The 16,823-nt window shown below is 67.9% G+C and carries 14 protein-coding genes; 4 read left to right on the forward strand and 10 right to left on the reverse strand.

The genetic code is table 11. The annotated features are described in order from the left end of the window. Positions 1-125: 125 nt before the first annotated feature. The 6 genes from acpP to ACTCB7_RS02305 all read right to left on the reverse strand — a co-directional run bounded on the left by acpP (position 126) and on the right by ACTCB7_RS02305 (position 4,045). Positions 126-359: an acyl carrier protein gene (gene acpP, locus ACTCB7_RS02280; protein WP_031383713.1), complete on the reverse strand. Its 234-nt coding sequence runs from the start codon at positions 357-359 to the stop codon at positions 126-128. Positions 360-458: 99 nt separating this feature from the next. After that, positions 459-1,202: a 3-oxoacyl-ACP reductase FabG gene (gene fabG, locus ACTCB7_RS02285; protein ID WP_463005402.1), complete on the reverse strand. Its 744-nt coding sequence runs from the start codon at positions 1,200-1,202 to the stop codon at positions 459-461. 14 nt (positions 1,203-1,216) lie between these two features. Next, positions 1,217-2,182, reverse strand: a complete 966-nt coding sequence (fabD, locus tag ACTCB7_RS02290; RefSeq protein WP_463005403.1) for an ACP S-malonyltransferase — start codon at positions 2,180-2,182, stop codon at positions 1,217-1,219. A gap of 5 nt (positions 2,183-2,187) precedes the next feature. Continuing rightward, on the reverse strand, positions 2,188-3,279 hold the full coding sequence (gene plsX, locus ACTCB7_RS02295; protein ID WP_463005404.1) for a phosphate acyltransferase PlsX: 1,092 nt from the start codon (positions 3,277-3,279) through the stop codon (positions 2,188-2,190). A gap of 36 nt (positions 3,280-3,315) precedes the next feature. Then, entirely contained in the window at positions 3,316-3,486 is a 171-nt protein-coding gene (rpmF, locus tag ACTCB7_RS02300) for a 50S ribosomal protein L32 (protein WP_163650092.1), read from the reverse strand. Positions 3,487-3,517: 31 nt separating this feature from the next. Continuing rightward, complete coding sequence (locus tag ACTCB7_RS02305) at positions 3,518-4,045, reverse strand: YceD family protein (protein ID WP_224414738.1); 528 nt, start codon at positions 4,043-4,045, stop codon at positions 3,518-3,520. A gap of 116 nt (positions 4,046-4,161) precedes the next feature. Here ACTCB7_RS02305 and ACTCB7_RS02310 point away from each other — a divergent pair, with 116 nt between their 5' ends. After that, entirely contained in the window at positions 4,162-4,746 is a 585-nt protein-coding gene (locus tag ACTCB7_RS02310; protein WP_463005405.1) for a Maf family protein, read from the forward strand. A gap of 19 nt (positions 4,747-4,765) precedes the next feature. Here ACTCB7_RS02310 and sppA read toward each other — a convergent pair whose 3' ends face one another. The 3 genes from sppA to ACTCB7_RS02325 are packed head-to-tail and all read right to left on the reverse strand — an operon-like array spanning position 4,766 to position 7,472. After that, a complete protein-coding gene (gene sppA, locus ACTCB7_RS02315) occupies positions 4,766-5,824 on the reverse strand; it encodes a signal peptide peptidase SppA (RefSeq protein WP_463005406.1) in 1,059 nt (352 codons plus the stop codon). A gap of 23 nt (positions 5,825-5,847) precedes the next feature. Beyond that, positions 5,848-6,519, reverse strand: coding sequence for an HAD-IA family hydrolase (locus tag ACTCB7_RS02320; protein ID WP_463005407.1), 672 nt, complete (start codon positions 6,517-6,519; stop codon positions 5,848-5,850). Then, positions 6,516-7,472: an RluA family pseudouridine synthase gene (locus ACTCB7_RS02325; protein WP_463005408.1), complete on the reverse strand. Its 957-nt coding sequence runs from the start codon at positions 7,470-7,472 to the stop codon at positions 6,516-6,518. The genes ACTCB7_RS02320 and ACTCB7_RS02325 overlap by 4 nt, the downstream gene beginning before the upstream one ends. Before the next feature lie 693 nt (positions 7,473-8,165). On the opposite strand from ACTCB7_RS02325, the gene rne reads away from it, so the two are divergent. Beyond that, the gene (rne, locus tag ACTCB7_RS02330; RefSeq protein WP_463005409.1) at positions 8,166-11,393 is read left to right on the forward strand and encodes a ribonuclease E; all 3,228 of its coding nucleotides are present in this window, start codon (positions 8,166-8,168) and stop codon (positions 11,391-11,393) included. Between the two features lie 100 nt (positions 11,394-11,493). Here the strand turns inward: rne and ACTCB7_RS02335 are convergent, their stop codons facing one another. Continuing rightward, complete coding sequence (locus tag ACTCB7_RS02335; protein WP_463005410.1) at positions 11,494-12,792, reverse strand: M18 family aminopeptidase; 1,299 nt, start codon at positions 12,790-12,792, stop codon at positions 11,494-11,496. A gap of 124 nt (positions 12,793-12,916) precedes the next feature. Here ACTCB7_RS02335 and ACTCB7_RS02340 point away from each other — a divergent pair, with 124 nt between their 5' ends. Both ACTCB7_RS02340 and ligB read left to right on the forward strand, forming a co-directional pair. Continuing rightward, positions 12,917-14,971 (forward strand): carboxy terminal-processing peptidase, encoded by a 2,055-nt coding sequence (locus ACTCB7_RS02340; RefSeq protein ID WP_463005411.1) that lies wholly within the window; start codon positions 12,917-12,919, stop codon positions 14,969-14,971. Between the two features lie 94 nt (positions 14,972-15,065). After that, positions 15,066-16,796, forward strand: coding sequence for an NAD-dependent DNA ligase LigB (gene ligB, locus ACTCB7_RS02345; protein ID WP_463005412.1), 1,731 nt, complete (start codon positions 15,066-15,068; stop codon positions 16,794-16,796). Positions 16,797-16,823: the final 27 nt, after the last annotated feature.

Genomic DNA, 16,823 nt, shown 5'->3' on the forward strand with positions numbered 1-16,823 from the left:
CCCATGCAGCTCGCCATTATACCCGAAGCGTACCGGCTATGGGGTCTGGCGCCCTAAAAAGGAAAGCCGCTCTGTCACCAGAACGGCTTCCCGGATACAGGCGTTCAGCGCCGTCACACGTCGGCTTACTGGTGAGCCACGACGTAGTCGATCGCTTCCTGTACCGTGGTGATCTTTTCCGCTTCCTCGTCGGGGATTTCGGTATCGAATTCCTCTTCGAGCGCCATCACCAGCTCGACGGTGTCCAGGGAATCGGCGCCGAGATCTTCGGTGAAGGATGACGAGTTCTGGATGTCCTCTTCCTTGACGTTCAGGCGCTCGGCTACGACCTTCTTCACGCGCTCTTCGATGGTGCTCATTCTGTGATTACTCCTAGTGGTACATATCCGCCAGCCGGAAACTGCCGGGTAGTTTATAGACGGCCCCAGATCGACGCAACCAAGGCGTCGAGCACGGCCTCAACGCATGTTCATGCCACCGTTGACCTGCAGGGTCTCGCCGGTGACATAGCCTGCCGCATCGCTGGTCAGAAACCCCACCGCCGCGGCAATTTCCTCGGGAGCGCCCAGGCGCGCCAGCGGAATCTGGGTCAGCAGCGCCTTGTGCTGCTCCTCGGGCAGCGCCTCGGTCATGTCGGTAGCAATGAAGCCGGGCGCCACGGCATTGACGGTAATGCCGCGCGAGGCGACTTCCCGCGCCAGAGCCCGGGTGAAGCCCTCCATGCCCGCCTTGGCGGCAGCATAGTTGGTCTGCCCCAGGTTGCCCATGGTCGCCACGACCGAGCTGATGTTGACGATGCGCCCGAAACGCGCCTTGGTCATGCCTCGCACGCAGGCCTTGGTGACGCGATACACGGACTTGAGATTGGTGTCGAGCACCGCATCCCATTCCTCTTCCTTCATGCGCATCAGCAGGTTGTCACGGGTGATGCCGGCATTGTTGACGAGAATGGTCGGCGCCCCGAACTCCTCGCCGATCGCCTTGAGCAGGGCCTCGACGCTGGCCGGGTCGGTGGCATCGAGTCGCCGGCCGGCGCCGTCGATGCCCTGCTCGCGAAAGTCGGCATCGATGCGCTCGGCCCCGGCATCACTGGTCGCCGTGCCGATGACGATGCGCCCCTGACGCCCCAGCTCGTGGGCGATGGCACGCCCGATGCCGCGACTGGCACCGGTGACGAGGGCGATTCTGCGTTCGCTGGTCATAAAGCCTTCTCGAATCAATCGTTGGCGTTCTGGCCGGCCGCTTCCCGCGCCAGCGTCAGCGCCGACGCCAGACTGTCGGGATCATTGGCCGCCAGCCCCCTGGCCCCGCGGGCCACCCGCTTGTTGAGCCCGGTGAGCACCTTGCCCGGCCCGCACTCGATGAACACCTCGGCGCCCTGGGCGAGCATGGTCTCGACACAGTCCGTCCAGCGCACCGGCTGATAGAGCTGCTCGATCAGCCGCGTGCGCAGGGTGTCGATGTCGGCATGCGCCTGGGCGTCGACGTTCTGGACCACCGTGTAGCGCGGCGTCTTGATCTCGATCTCGCCCATGGCCGCGGCCAGCCGCTCGGCGGCGGGCTTCATCAGCGCACAGTGCGACGGCACCGACACCGGCAGGGGCAGCGCCCGCTTGGCGCCGGCCTCCTGGCACAGGGCGATGGCACGCTCGACGGCCGGCTTGTCACCCGCGATCACCACCTGTCCCGGCGCATTGTAGTTGACGGCCGCGACCACCTCGCCCTGGGCGGCATCGCGGCAGGCACGCTCGACGGCGTCGTTGTCGAGGCCGAGGATCGCCGCCATGGCACCCCGGCCGGCCGGCACGGCCTCCTGCATCGCCTCGCCGCGCAGGCGCACCAGCTTCACGCCCTCGGCAAAGCCCAGCGCCCCGGCACAGACCATCGCGCTGTATTCGCCCAGGCTGTGCCCGGCCATGACCAGAGGACGCGGGCCCTCCAGCTCCTGCCAGACGCGCCAGATGGCGACGCTCGATGTCAGCAGCGCCGGCTGGGTGCAGGCCGTGGCGTTGAGCGCCTCTTCCGGCCCTTCCTGAGCCACGTGCCACAGATCGTATCCGAGGGCGTCGGACGCCTCCTCGAAGGTGGTTCGCACCACGCTGTATCGTTCGGCCAGCTCTCTCAGCATGCCCAGGTGCTGGGAGCCCTGCCCCGGAAAAACGAGGGCCAGGGATTGAGTCATGGCATTCACCTTTCAGGATTGAAATCGTCGGGTCTCGAGCGGGCGGAAAACCCGCTATCCCGCGGGCCGCACGCGACCGACGGGATAGCGGACTGTCCCAGCGCCTGTGCCAGCCGCGACGGCAGGTCACGGCGCACCTCCTGCACCGCACGGGAGACGGCAAACGCGAACCCCTGGGCATCGGCCCGGCCGTGGCTCTTCACCACGATGCCCGCCAGGCCCAGAAGGCTGGCGCCATTGTAGCGGACCGGATCCAGCTGACGCTTGATGCGCAGCAAGGCCGGGCGAGCCAGCAGCGTGACGAGGCGACTGCCCCAGTGGGCGGCGAAGGTGGTCTGGAAGCGCTCCACCAGCATGCGCGCCAGCCCTTCGCTGGACTTGAGCACGATGTTGCCGACGAAGCCGTCGCAGACCACCACGTCGGCGTCTCCGTTGAACAGGCCGTCACCCTCGACGAACCCGATATAGTTGAGCGACGGCAGGCGTCGCAGTCGCTCGTCGGCCTCGCGCACCACCGCCGGGCCCTTGGTCGCCTCGACGCCCACGTTGAGCAGGGCCACCCTCGGGTGCTCGAGGCCATCGACATGCCGCGCCATGACATCCGCCATGCGCGCGAAATCGACCAGCCGCTCGGCGGTGGTCTCGATATTGGCACCCAGGTCGATCATGTAGCAGCGACCGCCCCCGCGAGTCGGGATGGCGGTGGTGATCGCCGGTCGCGGAATGCCCGCCACCATGCCCAAAGCACGGCGCGAAAGCGCCATCAGGGCACCGGTGTTGCCGGCACTGACACCCGCATCGGCCTGTCCGGCCGCCACGTCATCGAGCATGCGGGCCAGACTGCTGCCCCCGCCGGTGCGCAGGGCCTGGGAAGGACGCGCCGACTGCGCGATCACCTCGCCCGCATGATGAACGCTCATGCGGCCACGCACCGTCCCGTAGCGACGAGGCAGTGTCGACAACTCTTCTTCGAGCCGCGCTTGCGGTCCGAACAGGCGGATGGACAGCGAGGAATGCGCGCACAGCGCTTCGGCGGCCCCGCGAACCACGGCGCGGGGACCCAGGTCCCCGCCCATGGCGTCGATGGCGATACGCACGATGTGACGCCGAAGTCGCCCGAACTCAGCGCTGCGTCAAGCGTCGACGACCTTGCGGCCGCGATAGAAGCCGTCCGGAGCCACGTGATGACGACGATGCGTGGTACCGGTTTCCTTGTCCTGGGACAGGGTCGGGCCGGTCAGCGCGTCGTGGCTGCGGCGCATGCCGCGCTTGGAACGGGTCTTGCGGTTCTGTTGAACTGCCATGGGTAATACTCCAGAGAGCGTGTCGAAATACTCAGTGTTTATCCTTCAATGTGCGCAGCACATCGAAGGGGCTTGTCGCGGTCTCGTCCGAATCCTCGGTGTCGGGACGGCTGGCCAGCTGGTCGCGCGACACGGCGCACGCCGCCTCGTCGTGATAGACCACCTGCGGCAGGCTGAGGATCAGTTCGTCCTCGATGACCGGCAGCAGGTTGAGCTGTTCGTTTTCCACCAGGACCGGCTCGTAGTCGCCGGGCAGCTCGGCGGCCAGCGCATCGCTGCTCACCATGCCCAGCAGCCACTGGCTCTCGACCGGCACCGGCAGCGGCTCCAGGCAGCGCCGGCAGGCGAGCTGCACCGAGGCGCTCAGCCACCCCTCGATGTAACGGCGCCCCTGGGGGTCGACACCGAAGGCAAGGCGAACCTCGCAGTCACCCTGCTGGGGCCCGGCCTCTTCGGCCAGGCGCGTCATGGCATCCAGAGGGACACTGCCCTCGAGCGTCTGCTCGCCGGCAGCCAGCCGGTAGGGCTCGACGTGCAGGGGAAGTCTAGTGGTCATCATAGGCGCGCAATAATAGGGATTCCCCCCGGGCCTGTCAAAGCGCACCGCCACGCCCTGTACAGCCTGCGAGCACGGGGGCAGACTGAGCCCTCCACTTCCGCCGCGAGGACACTGTCATGAGCCGTCTCGTTCTGGCTTCCGGATCCCTCTGGCGCCGCCAGCTGCTCGAGCGCCTCGGCCTGCCCTTCACCTGGGCGAGCCCCGACATCGACGAGCGCCCTCGCGACGGCGAACCGCCCGAGGCACTCGTGCATCGCCTGGCCCTGAGCAAGGCCGAGCGGGTCGCCCGCGACTTCGCGGACCACCTGGTCATCGGCAGCGACCAGATCGCCCTGTTCGAGGGCGACATCCTCGGCAAGCCCGGCGACGAGGCCACCGCCCGGGCCAACCTGACCCGCTTCTCGGGCAACCGCGTGCGCTTTCTCACCGGCCTGGCGCTGATCGACACCCGCGCCAGCCGCCACTGGGTCTGCCACGAACGCTACGACGTCGTCTTCCGGCGACTCGGCGAACGCGAGATCGCCAACTACGTCGCCCGCGAACAGCCGCTGGACAGCGCCGGCAGCTTCCGCATGGAAGGCCTCGGCGTCACGCTGTTCGAGCGCCTGGAGGGTGACGACCCCAACACGCTGATCGGCCTGCCCCTGATTCGCCTGTGCACCCTGCTGCGCGAGGCCGGCCTCGACCCCCTCGCCGACTGAGGGCCGGGCCTCGCCACACTCAGTAGGCCTGATAGCGCACCGGCGAGCGGGTCGAGGGCAGCCCCAGCCACTCGGCGGCGACTCGGCCGAACTGACGCGACAGCCGCGTGAAGGGGTCGAGTGACGGCGTGTAGTCCTCCAGCGGCAAAGCGTCGAAACGCTCCCGGTCGAGCTGCTCGAGACTGGCCAGCTCGTCCACCAGCCCCAGCGACACGGCCTGCTCGCCGGTCCAGACCAGCCCCGAGAACAGCCGCGGGTCATCGGCCAGGCGATCGCCGCGACCGGCCTTGACGGCGTCGATGAACTGCCGGTGGGTGGTGTCGAGCACCTGCTGCCAGAACTGGCGCTGCTCCGGCGTCACGGGCGCGAAGGGATCCAGGAAGTCCTTGTTCTCGCCGGACGTGAAGACGCGCCGCTCCACCCCCAGCTTGTCGATGGCCCCCTGGAGGCCGAAACCGGCGTGGATTACCCCGATCGAACCGACCAGGCTCGCCGGCGACGCATAGATGGTGCCGGCCGCCGAGGCGATGTAATAGGCACCGCTGGCCCCGATGTCCTCGATGACCGCCACCACCGGCTTGCCACCCTGGGCCACGAGCCGCCGCAGCTCGGCGTAGACGCGCTGCGACTGCACCGGACTGCCGCCGGGACTGTTGATGTCGAGCACCACGGCGCGGGCGTCGGGGTTGCGCCAGGCCTGCCGGACACCCTCGATGATCCGCTCGGCACTGGCCCGTCCCTCGGCATCGATGGCGCCCTCGACGCGCACCACGGCCACGTGCGGCCCGGAGGGCGCCGGCCCGCCGGCCTGCCGAACCCCCTGGAAGACGGCCCACACCAGTGCCAGCAGCAGCCCGGCGAACACGAAGCGGAAGAACAGCTTCCAGCGCCGCGTACGCCGCTGCTCGACCAGTACGCCCTCCATCCAGCGCTCCATGAGCCGCCACTGCTGCCACTGCCGGCGCTCGCGCCAGTCAGCACCATCCTCCTTTCCTGCGCCCCCATCCGCCCGGGCATCATCACCGGCCGGCACTTCCTCCCCACCGGTCCAGGGATCGTCATTGCGCTCGTCGGCCATCATGCACCTCCTCGCTTTTGCTCTCAGCCATGGAGCCAATCGATGACGGCCGCAAAGTCGTCCGCCGTGAAGGTCGGGGCACACTGCGCCAGGCGCTCCGGCGCATGCACCCCGTAGGTCACCGCCACACGATCCATGCCCAGTGAGCGGGCCATGACCATGTCGTATTCGGTATCCCCGATCATCAACGCCTCCGACGCCGGGACGCCGGTTTCAATCAGCAGCTCCTCGAGCATCCGCGGGTCGGGCTTGGAGCGGGTCTCGTCGGCGGTTCGCGTGGCGTGGAACCAGCCGCCGGCGCCGGTCGTCGCCAGTGCCCGATCGAGCCCCCGGCGACTCTTGCCGGTGGCCACGGCAAGCCGCGTCGCCGGGGACCGACGCAGCCGCCCCAGGCCCGCCTCGACCCCCGGGAAGAAGGGGGTCGGCGACTGATCGGCGGCGACGAAGCGGCGCGCATAGCCGGCCCGCAGGGCCTCCGCCCGCCGGGCGTCGATGCCCGGACACAACCGGGCGATCGCCTCGGGCAGCCCCAGCCCGATGATGTCGCGCACGGCCTCGCGACTCAGCGGCGCCCAGCCGATCTCCTCGGCCGCCGCCTGCATGCAGCTGACGATCCGCGCCTCGGAATCCACCAGGGTGCCGTCCCAGTCGAAGATCACCAGCCGGTAGCGAAGCGCTCGGGTCGACGGCGTCATGAGGAAATCCCCCGCCCGCGGGCGCGCTCAAGCACCCCCTCGAGCTCGTCACCCAGCGGCGCCCGTACCCTGACGGGTCGGCCGCTGTTGGGCTCGGGAAAGGTCAGCGACGCCGCATGCAGGAACAGGCGCGGCAGCTTCAGCTCCGCCGCCAGCCGGCGTGCCGCCGCGGTACCGTACTTGTCGTCCCCCAGCAGGGGATGGCCCGCGTGAGCGGCATGCACCCGAATCTGGTGAGTGCGCCCGGTCACCGGTTCGGCCTCGACCAGGGTCACCCCGGCCAGCGTCTCCTGCACGGCGAAACGGGTCCGCGCCACCTTGCCGGCCGGGTCGACGCGCACCCGGCGCTCGCCGTTGCCGGCATCGTAGCGATCCAGGCGCGCACTGACGAAATCCCGACGCGCCGGCCAGCGCCCGGCCACCAGCGCCAGGTAGCGTTTCTCCATCTTGTGCTGCTTGAGCGCGGTATTGAGCGCCAGCAGCGCGGGGCGCGTCTTGGCCAGCAGCAGGCACCCCGAGGTGTCGCGGTCGAGCCGATGCACCAGCTCGAGGAAGTCGAGATCCTCGCGCACCTGACGCAGCGCTTCGATCAGACCGATTTTCACCCCGCTGCCGCCGTGCACCGGCAGCCCCGAGGGCTTGTTGATCACCAGCCACTCCGGCCCCTCGATCAGCACGCTGCCGGCCAGCAGGTTGCGCAGGTTGTCGCTGACCTCGCGCACCGCCTCCTCCGGCGCCAGCCGCAGCGGCGGGATGCGCACCTGATCGCCGGGCACCAGCCGGTAGTCGGCCTTGACGCGCTTCTTGTTGACGCGCACCTCGCCCTTGCGGACGATCCGGTAGATCAAGGCCCGCGGCGCCCCCTTCAGGCGCGTGTGCAGAAAGTTGTCGATGCGTTGCCCGGCGTGGGCCTCGCCGATGTCGACCCATTGGATGTCGCGCCCTTCGGCCATGCTCTCTCCTTGCTCGTTCCGGCCTTGCTGGCCGAAAGCCCCATTCTAACCCACCTCGACGGTGTCAACGTCAATTGCCGCTATACGGCTTTACTGTTATATTCCGAAGTCGCTCGGACGGGTGAAAAGCGCCCGTCTCATGCGCCTGCCCGATCCAGTACGCAGGCCCGAGCCATGATTCCGGTGATGGGGATAGCCCCACCACCATGCAGTGAAAAGTGAAAGACGACGTTACGCCACGCCCGGGCCCGATCACGCCTGATGCCTGATCGAGACCACGGGGACTTAAACACCGTGCCGGAGGCCGGCGTCGGCGAATCGAACAATGCCAGGTGTCTGGCGGTCGTCTGCAGGACCGGCCGGGGATACTCCCCGCCGCGACATGTCCTGCCGCCGCCGCGTACTCAACATGATCTTGCCAGCCCCGGCGCCGCCGGGGCCGGCGCCACAGTCACGACATGCGCTGAGCACAGCACGACAGCACGAAGCGGTTCGCCGTCGCCGACGCAAAAGGAATCGCTGGTCAGATAATCGACGTGCGGAAACAAGCACCACGCGCCTGGCGGACCGGGATACGGCCTGACTCGTGTCAGCCTTCACTCGCCCGCGCAATACCGTGAGCCGTCCGCGCCGACATTTCAGCAGCGTTGTCCCCAGGCCCGCCTCCCGGTGCGAGCCAACTAGCGAGACAACATGAAACGGATGCTCATCAACGCGACCCAGCCCGAAGAGCTGCGCGTCGCCCTCGTCGATGGACAGCGCCTCTACGATCTGGACATCGAATCCGGCGCTCGAGAACAGAAGAAGGCCAACATCTATCGCGGCAAGATCACCCGCGTCGAACCCTCCCTGGAAGCCGCCTTCGTCGATTTCGGCGCCGAACGCCACGGCTTCCTGCCGCTCAAGGAAATCTCCCGCGAATACTTCACCAAGGAGCCTTCCGGTCGCCCCAACATCAAGGAGGTGATCAAGGAGGGACAGGAAGTCATCGTCCAGGTCGACAAGGAAGAGCGCGGCAACAAGGGCGCGGCACTTACCACCTTCATCAGCCTGGCCGGCCGCTTTCTGGTCCTCATGCCCAACAATCCGCGTGCGGGCGGCATCTCGCGGCGTATCGAGGGCGAAGAGCGCGCCCAGCTCAAGGAAGCGATGTCGGCACTGACTCTGCCCGACAAGATGGGCGTGATCGTGCGCACCGCCGGGATCGGCCGCAGTACCGAGGAACTGCAGTGGGACCTCGACTATCTCGCCCAGGTCTGGGAAGCGATCACCGAGGAAGCCGGCAAGCGCGCCGCCCCCTTCCTGATCTACCGCGAGTCCAACGTGATCATTCGCGCCATGCGCGACTATCTGCGCCAGGACATCGGCGAGGTGCTGATCGACAGCCCCGAGGTCCATCAGGAGGCACTGGGCTTCATCCGCCAGGTGATGCCCTCCTATCAGCAGAAGATCAAGCTCTACGCCGATGACGTACCGCTGTTCTCGCGCTTCCAGATCGAGTCGCAGATCGAGACCGCCTACCAGCGCGAGGTCAAGCTGCCCTCCGGCGGCTCCGTGGTGATCGACCACACCGAGGCGCTGGTCTCCATCGACATCAACTCGGCGCGCGCCACTCGCGGCAGCGACATCGAGGAGACCGCCCTGCAGACCAACCTCGAGGCGGCCGACGAGATCGCCCGCCAGTTGCGCCTGCGTGACATCGGCGGCCTGGTGGTCATCGACTTCATCGACATGTCACCGGCCCGCAACCAGCGCGAGGTCGAGAACCGCATGCGCGACGCGCTCAAGATCGACCGCGCCCGCGTGCAGATCGGCCGCATCTCGCGCTTCGGGCTGATGGAAATGTCCCGCCAGCGCCTGCGCCCCTCGCTGGGCGAGACCAGCGGCGTGGTCTGCCCGCGCTGCGACGGCCAGGGCACCATTCGCGACGTCCGCTCGCTGTCACTGTCGGTCATGCGCCTGATCGAGGAAGAGGCGATGAAGGAGCGCAGCGCGCAGATCCGCGCCATCCTGCCCGTCCCCGTCGCCACTTACCTGCTCAACGAGAAGCGTGCCACCCTGGCCGACATCGAACAGCGTCAGGGCGTCAGGGTCGTCCTGCTGCCCAACCCGGACATGGACACCCCGCACTACGACGTGCAGCGTCTGCGCGACGATCACGTCAACGAGGAAGGCGAGCACAAGTCCAGCTTCGAGCTCTCCACCGACACCGAGGTCGGCAAGGAACCCGACCTGACACTGGCCAAGCCGATCCAGCGCACCGAGGCGGCGGTCAAGAGCGTGGCTCACAACGCACCGGCGCCGGCCTCACTGCAGCAGCCGATCGAGGACGAGACGCGCCATCAGGACAGCGCCACCCTCCCCGCGCCCACCGGCCTGCTGTCACGCTTCTTCAAGGGGCTCGGCAAGCTGATCGGCACGCCGGAAGAGGAAACCGCCGGAACCACCCAGCGTGGCGGCGACCGGGCCTCCGGCAACCATGCCGGCTCGGGCTCCCGTGACGAGCAGAGCCGTGGCAACGGCGGCCAACGCCGTCGTCGCCAGGAAGGCCAGCGCAGTGAGGGTCGTCGTGACGCCGAACGGGACGACAACCGTGGTGACGAGCGTCGCGAGGGCGGCCGTCGCCGCAATGCCCAACGTGACGACGTCCGACGTGACGACGCCCAGCGTAGCGATGAGCGTCGCGAAAGCACCCGTCGCCGCGACGAGGCGCCGTCGCGCGATGAAAGCCGCGACGACAAGCGCGAAAGCGGCCAGAACGGCAAATCCGCTCGCCAGGGCAGCGGCAAGGACGGCAGCGGCCGCAAAGGCTCCCGTCAGGCGCCGAAGGACAAGACGGAAGGCAACACCTCAGGTCAGCCGGAAAAGTCCGCCAAGCCGGAAAAGGCCGATACCCAGAAGGCCGCCAAGCCGAGCAAGCCTGTCAAGCCCGATGACGAGTCAACGGAAGGCACGGAGAGCCGCCCCAAGCGCACTCGCAACAATCCGCGCCAGCGCCGTCGGCAGCATGCCATCAACCCCGAGTCCGTCGCCGAGCAGGAGCGTCTGAAGGCCGAGGCGCCGGCAGCAGACGAAGCCGCCCAGCCGCAGACCACCGAGACGTCGGCCACCGCCAACGCCGAACCGGCCACCGCGGCCGAGCCGAGCAAGGCTGCGGCGAACGAAAGTACCGGCGAAACGGCACCGACGGCAAAAGCGGAAAAGGAAACATCGTCCCAGACCGACGGTCCGGCCGCTGACGACACGAGCGACGATACTGCCAGGGCCTCCACCGACAAGCCGGCCACCCGAGGCCGCCAGCGCAAGCGTCGTGGCGAAGGCGACAAGGCGAAAGCGGCAACCAGGAGTGACGACAAGGCATCCCCGGCGTCCGCCGGGAGCGACGAGGAACAGGCGACTGCCGAAACGGCTGTCGATGCATCCGTCCAGAGCGCCGCGCCGACCACCGGCTCCGAAGCTCCCGCCGAGGCCTCCTCCGCTCCGGAGGAACCGCAAGCCACCGGCACCGAGCCCCAGGCTCGTTCCGACGCACCGGCACCGGAAACCGCCTCGACACCGCAGACCGATGACACGCCGGCAGATCAGGCTGAAGCGACCGCCTCCGAGACGGCCCCGTCCGCCGACGCCACCCCGCAGGCCGCAAGCCATGCCGAGCCCGAGACGAGCGAGGCCGCTCGGGCCGAGGCTGCCGCAGGCACCGACAAGACCGGCGAGCCGGAGAAAGCGGAAGCGGCACCCACCGAGCAGCCGGCCGCGCCGGCCAAGGCCGAGCGTCGTCCGCGCCGTCGGCGCGCGCACAACGACCCGCGCGAGAAACGCCGCCGCGAGCAACAGCCCTCCGCCGAGGAAACTCCGGCACAGGCCGAGGAAGCCTCGAGCGCGGCCGAAGCCTCCTCGAGCCAGACCGAGAGCGACCGCTGATCCAGGGGCAAAACTGCCCCGGCAACGCAACAACGCCCGCCATCCGCAAGGATGGCGGGCGTCTTTATATGGCCGGGATGTGGCCCGGGCTCAGCCCAACTCAACTCAGCCGCGAGCGATTGACGAAGGTCGTCAGTGCGCGAATCAGGTAGACAATATCGTGGGTACCGGCCGTCTCGCGGATCGAGTGCATCGCCCACTGCGGCACGCCCACATCCAGCGTGGGCACGCCGATCTCGCCGGCGGTGATCGGCCCGATGGTGCTGCCGCACCCCATGTCCGCCCGCGTGACAAAGCTCTGCACCGGCACTCCCGCCTCGCGGCAGAGTTCACGGAACAGCGCCGCCGTCTCGCTGGTGGTGGCATAACGCTGGTTGGCATTGACCTTGATCACCGGCCCGCCGTTGATCGCCGGACCGTGGGCGGCGTCATGCTTGTCCGGGAAGTTGGGATGCAGCGCGTGGGCGTTGTCGCAGGAGATCAGGCGCGATCCCTGAATCAGCCGAACCAGCCCTTCCTCGCCGGCCTCGCCGCACTGGGCGCTGACGCGACGCAGCACATCGGCCAGGAACGACCCCTGAGCGCCACAGGCACTGGCACTACCGACTTCCTCGTGGTCGTTGGCCACCAGCAGCGCGCCCTGGCGGCCATCGGCCGCCAGCAGCGCTTCCAGGCCGCAGAAGCACGACAGCAGGTTATCGAGACGTGCGCCGGCAATCAGCTCCTCCTCGATACCAACCCGGCTGGGCGGCTGGACATCGTAGAGGCACAGCTCGAAGGCCAGCGGTTCGACGTTTTCCAGCCCCTGCTGCTCGTAGAGCCAGCGCTTGAGCAACGCCGTGAAATCCGAGTCGCCACCGCCCTGCAACAGCACCGGCGCCATCTGGGTCTGTGCGTTCAGGGCACGCCCATTGTTGGCTTCGCGATCGAGGTGAATGGCCAGACTCGGAATCGTCGCCACGGGGCGGTCCACGTTGATCAGTACGCCCTGGGTGCGGCCGTCCTCGCGGCGCACATGCACGCGCCCGGCAAGCCCCAGGTCACGGTCGAACCAGGGTGCCAGCAACGCCCCGCCGTAGACTTCGACCCCCAGCTGCAGCCAGTCGCGATTGCGCAACGCCGCACTGGGCTTTAGTCGCAACCCGGGGCTGTCGGTGTGGGCGCCGATCATGCGCAGCGTTTCGAGGCGCCCCTCGGGCAGCTGCAGGGCGATCAATGACGAGTCGTTACGCGTGACGAACACCCGCTCACCCGGTGACAGCGACCACACCTGAGTCTCATCGAGACGACGATAGCCGGCGCTTTCCAGCCGCCGGGCCATGTTGGCGGTCGCGTGCCAGGGGGTCGGCGAGCGGGCCAGGAATGTCAGAAGGCGTTCCAGGGTCGGATCTTGGGGCATGCTCATCCTCGTCGGGGTCTATGTCTGGCGATACAGGCTGCTACAATGCCAGACCGGCTTGTGCGGCATCCGCGTGCCGGTCACCAGGGAATAGAGTGTACATGAAACCGGGAGTGCTTCATCGATGAGCCTGACTGCAGTCATCCAGCGCGTGACGATCTTTTTCCTGTTGATCGCGCTGGGTGTACCGGCCCTTGCCGGCCCCACCCCCACGGATGCCCAGCGCCAGGCGTCGATTGAAGTCGCGGACTCACTGGAATACGGCCACTATGCCGACGTCACGCTCGATGATGCCTGGTCGCGGCGCGCCTTCGACCGCTTTCTCGACGTGCTCGACTCGCAGCGTGCCTACCTGCTGCAACGCGATGTCGACGCTTTCAGCGACCTGCGCACCTCGCTCGATGACGCCGTCACCCAGGGCAAGCTGACGCGCGTCTATGCCCTGTACGACCGCTACCAGCAGCGTGTCGAGACACGTCTGAAATGGCTGCTCGCGCGTGTCGACGACGGCCTCGACTTCGACTACACGTCCCAGGCGCGCCTGGCGCTGGATCGGGAATCGGCCGGCTGGGCCGGCGACGAGGGCGCACTCGACACCCTGTGGCACAAGCGCCTGAAGAATGCCGCCCTGTCACTGAGCCTCAGCGACCAGTCACCCGAAGCGGTAAAGAAGACACTTCACGACCGCTACGAAGGCCAGCTGTCGCGGGTTAGCCAGACCAAGCCGGAAGACGTGCTGGAACTGTTCATGGCCGCCGTCACCGGCACAGTGGATCCGCACACCGAATACTTCTCGCCGCGCCAGAGCGAGTCCTTCGACATCCAGATGCGCCTGTCGCTCGAGGGTATCGGCGCCCTGCTGCAGACCGAAGGTGAATACGTCAAGGTGGCCAGCCTGGTCCCCGGCGGCCCCGCCGCCAAGAGCGGCGTACTGCAACCTGCCGACCGCATCGTCGCCGTGGGCCAGGGCGACAGCGGCGAGATGGTCAACGTGGTGGGCATGCGCCTGGATGACGTGGTCGAGCTGATCCGTGGGCCGAAGGGCTCCACGGTGCGCCTCGACGTCATTCCCGCCAAGGCGGTGGATGTGACTCGCTCGCATGTGGTGAAGATCGTCCGCGACACCGTCGAGCTCGAAGATCAGGCCGCCAGCAGCGACGTGGTGACCCTGCATCGCGACGACGGCGACCATCGCATCGGCGTGATCAAGATCCCTACCTTCTATGTCGACTTCGATGCCTGGCAGGCCGGGGAAGAGGACTATCGCAGCTCGACCCGCGACGTCGCCAAGGAAATCAAGAAGCTCAAGGCCCAGAACGTCGAGGGCATCCTGCTGGACCTGCGCAACAATGGCGGCGGGGCCCTCCAGGAAGCCAACTCACTGGTGGGCCTGTTCATCGACCGCGGCCCCACCGTTCAGGTTCGCGACGCCCGGGGACGCATCAGCCTGTATGGCGACACCGACAGTGGCGTTGCCTATGACGGACCGCTGGGCGTGCTGGTGAACCGCCTCTCCGCCTCCGCCTCGGAGATTTTCGCCGGCGCCATTCAGGATTACGGGCGCGGCCTGATCATCGGTACCCAGACCTTCGGCAAGGGCACCGTGCAGACGCTCAGCGATCTGAGCCACGGGCAGATCAAGCTGACCCGCGCCAAGTTCTACCGCGTCTCGGGCGAGAGCACCCAGCTGCGGGGGGTTACTCCGGACATCAGCTTCCCCAGCCTGATCGACCCGCAGACCATCGGCGAGAGCAGCCTCGACAACGCCCTGCCCTGGGACACCGTACGCGCCGTGCAGTACCGCCGCTATGGCAACCCGGGCGCCTATCTCGACACGCTCAAGGCAGACCACCGCCAGCGCGTCGAGCAGGAGCCGAACTTCCTCTACCTGGAACAGCAGGCCAGCCTGATCAAGAAGCTGCGCGAGCAGCAGACCAGCGTCAGCCTCAATCGCGAACAGCGCAAGCGCGAGATGGAAGCCCAGGAGAAAGAGGAGCTGGCCCTGGAGAACCGCCGGCGGCGCGCACTGGGCCTTGACCCGCTCGAGCACTGGGTCGATGCGCGCAATACCGACGCGAGCGATAATGGTGAAGAGGACCCGGCCCCGATCGATCGCGCCCAGGTGGTCGAAGGCTCGCAGATCGTGCTGGATTACGCCCGACTCAGCCAGCCGGACTGACGCCCCGCCTCGTCAGGTCGTCGCTGCCAGGTGAAGACAGCCGCCGCCCGCCCCGGCGGGCGGCGGCCACGCGAACAAGCCGGGGGAGCCGTTAATGACCGCCTGCCGCCACTCTCACCCACCCTTCATCATTCTTCTGACGCTCGCCCTGCTGCTGGCCGTCTCGCCCGCACAGGGCGCCTCCGACACCTGCCCGGAACGGCCGTCCGAACAGCTGCAGCATGATCTCGCCCGACTGACGGCGCGCATCCAGCGCTGGGCCGACGCCTACTATCAGCACGGTACCCGACTGGTCGAGGACGGTGTCTACGAAGCCGCCCGGCGTCGTCAGGCACGCTGGCGCCAGTGCCTCGACATTCCCGCCCCGGCACCGCACCCTCACGCCCCGACCGGCGGCAAGGTGCGACATCCCGTCGTGCAGACCGGTCTGGACAAGGCCGACTCCCGCCAGGCGGTCGCCGCATGGCTGCGCGCCCGGCGCGATCACAAGCTCTGGATCCAGCCCAAGGTCGACGGGGTCGCCGTCACCCTGCTTTATGAACAGGGTCGACTCACCGCCGCGGTCAGCCGGGGCGACGGGGTGCACGGCCAGAACTGGTTGCCCCGAGCGCGCAGGATCACGGCAATTCCCGAACGACTGCCCGATGCCCCGCCACGGGTGGTACTGCAGGGCGAGCTCTACGACAAGCGCCCCGGCCATGTGCAGTCGCGCGACGGCACCGATGGTGCCCGTGCGGCGATCAGCGGTTTGATGGCGCGCGATACTCTCGATGCCGAGGCGGCGAAGCGCATCGGCCTGTTCGTATGGGACTGGCCGAACGGCCCGGCCGACATGGCCGCACGGCTTGAGCAGCTGTCGGCCTGGGGCTTTCACGATGCCAGTCGCGATACTCACCGGGTGCGCAGCCTGCGCGACGTGATACAGCAGCGCCAGGCCTGGTACCGCCATCCCCTGCCCTTCGCCAGCGACGGCATCGTGCTGCGCCAGGGGCGACGCCCCGCGGCAGCGACCTGGCAACCCGAACCGCCCGATTGGGCGCTGGCCTGGAAATATCCGGCACAACGCACCCTGGCCGATGTCGAGCGCGTCACCTTTTCGATCGGCCGAACCGGGCGCATCACCCCCGTGGTGGCGCTGGCACCGGTCACTCTAAACGATCGCACCATTTCGCGGGTCAGCCTGGGCTCGCTCGAGCACTGGCAGGCGCTGGACGTGCATCCCGGCGATCAGGTGCAGGTCTCCCTCGCCGGCCTGACCATTCCGCATCTCGACAGCGTGGTCCTGCGCAGCGATCCCCGCCCCACCGTGGACGTCCCCGACCCCGAGGATTACGACGCCTTCAGCTGCCTGAACCCGGCGCCCGGCTGCCGCCGGCAGTTCCTGGCCCGGCTCGAATGGCTCTCCAGCAATGAAGGGCTTGATATCGACGGGCTCGGCGAAAGTCGCTGGCGGCAGCTGGTCAAGGCAGGGCTGGTCACCTCGCTGCTGGACTGGCTGGATCTGCGCGCACCGGCGCTGAAACGCCTGGACGGCGTGGGCCCCGCCAGAGCCGCCAACTGGATGGCCGCGTTCGACCGGGCCCGGCAGGCCGACGATGCCGTCTGGCTGCGCGCCCTGGGCCTGCCGAGCATCACTCCGGTAGCCCTGGAACACGAGGGCCACTTTGCCGGGCTCGAGCGACTCTCGTCCCGCCGCCGCAGCGACTGGCAACGCATCGACGGCGTCGGCAAGGTGGGCGCCAACGCGCTGTGGCGTTTCTTTCACGACCCCGGAACCCGGAGACTGTTGGATACCCTGGTCGAGCGCGGTATCCTTGCCCGCTGAACCCCTTCGGAAACGACGACGCCATGC

Source organism: Modicisalibacter sp., from assembly GCF_055145905.1.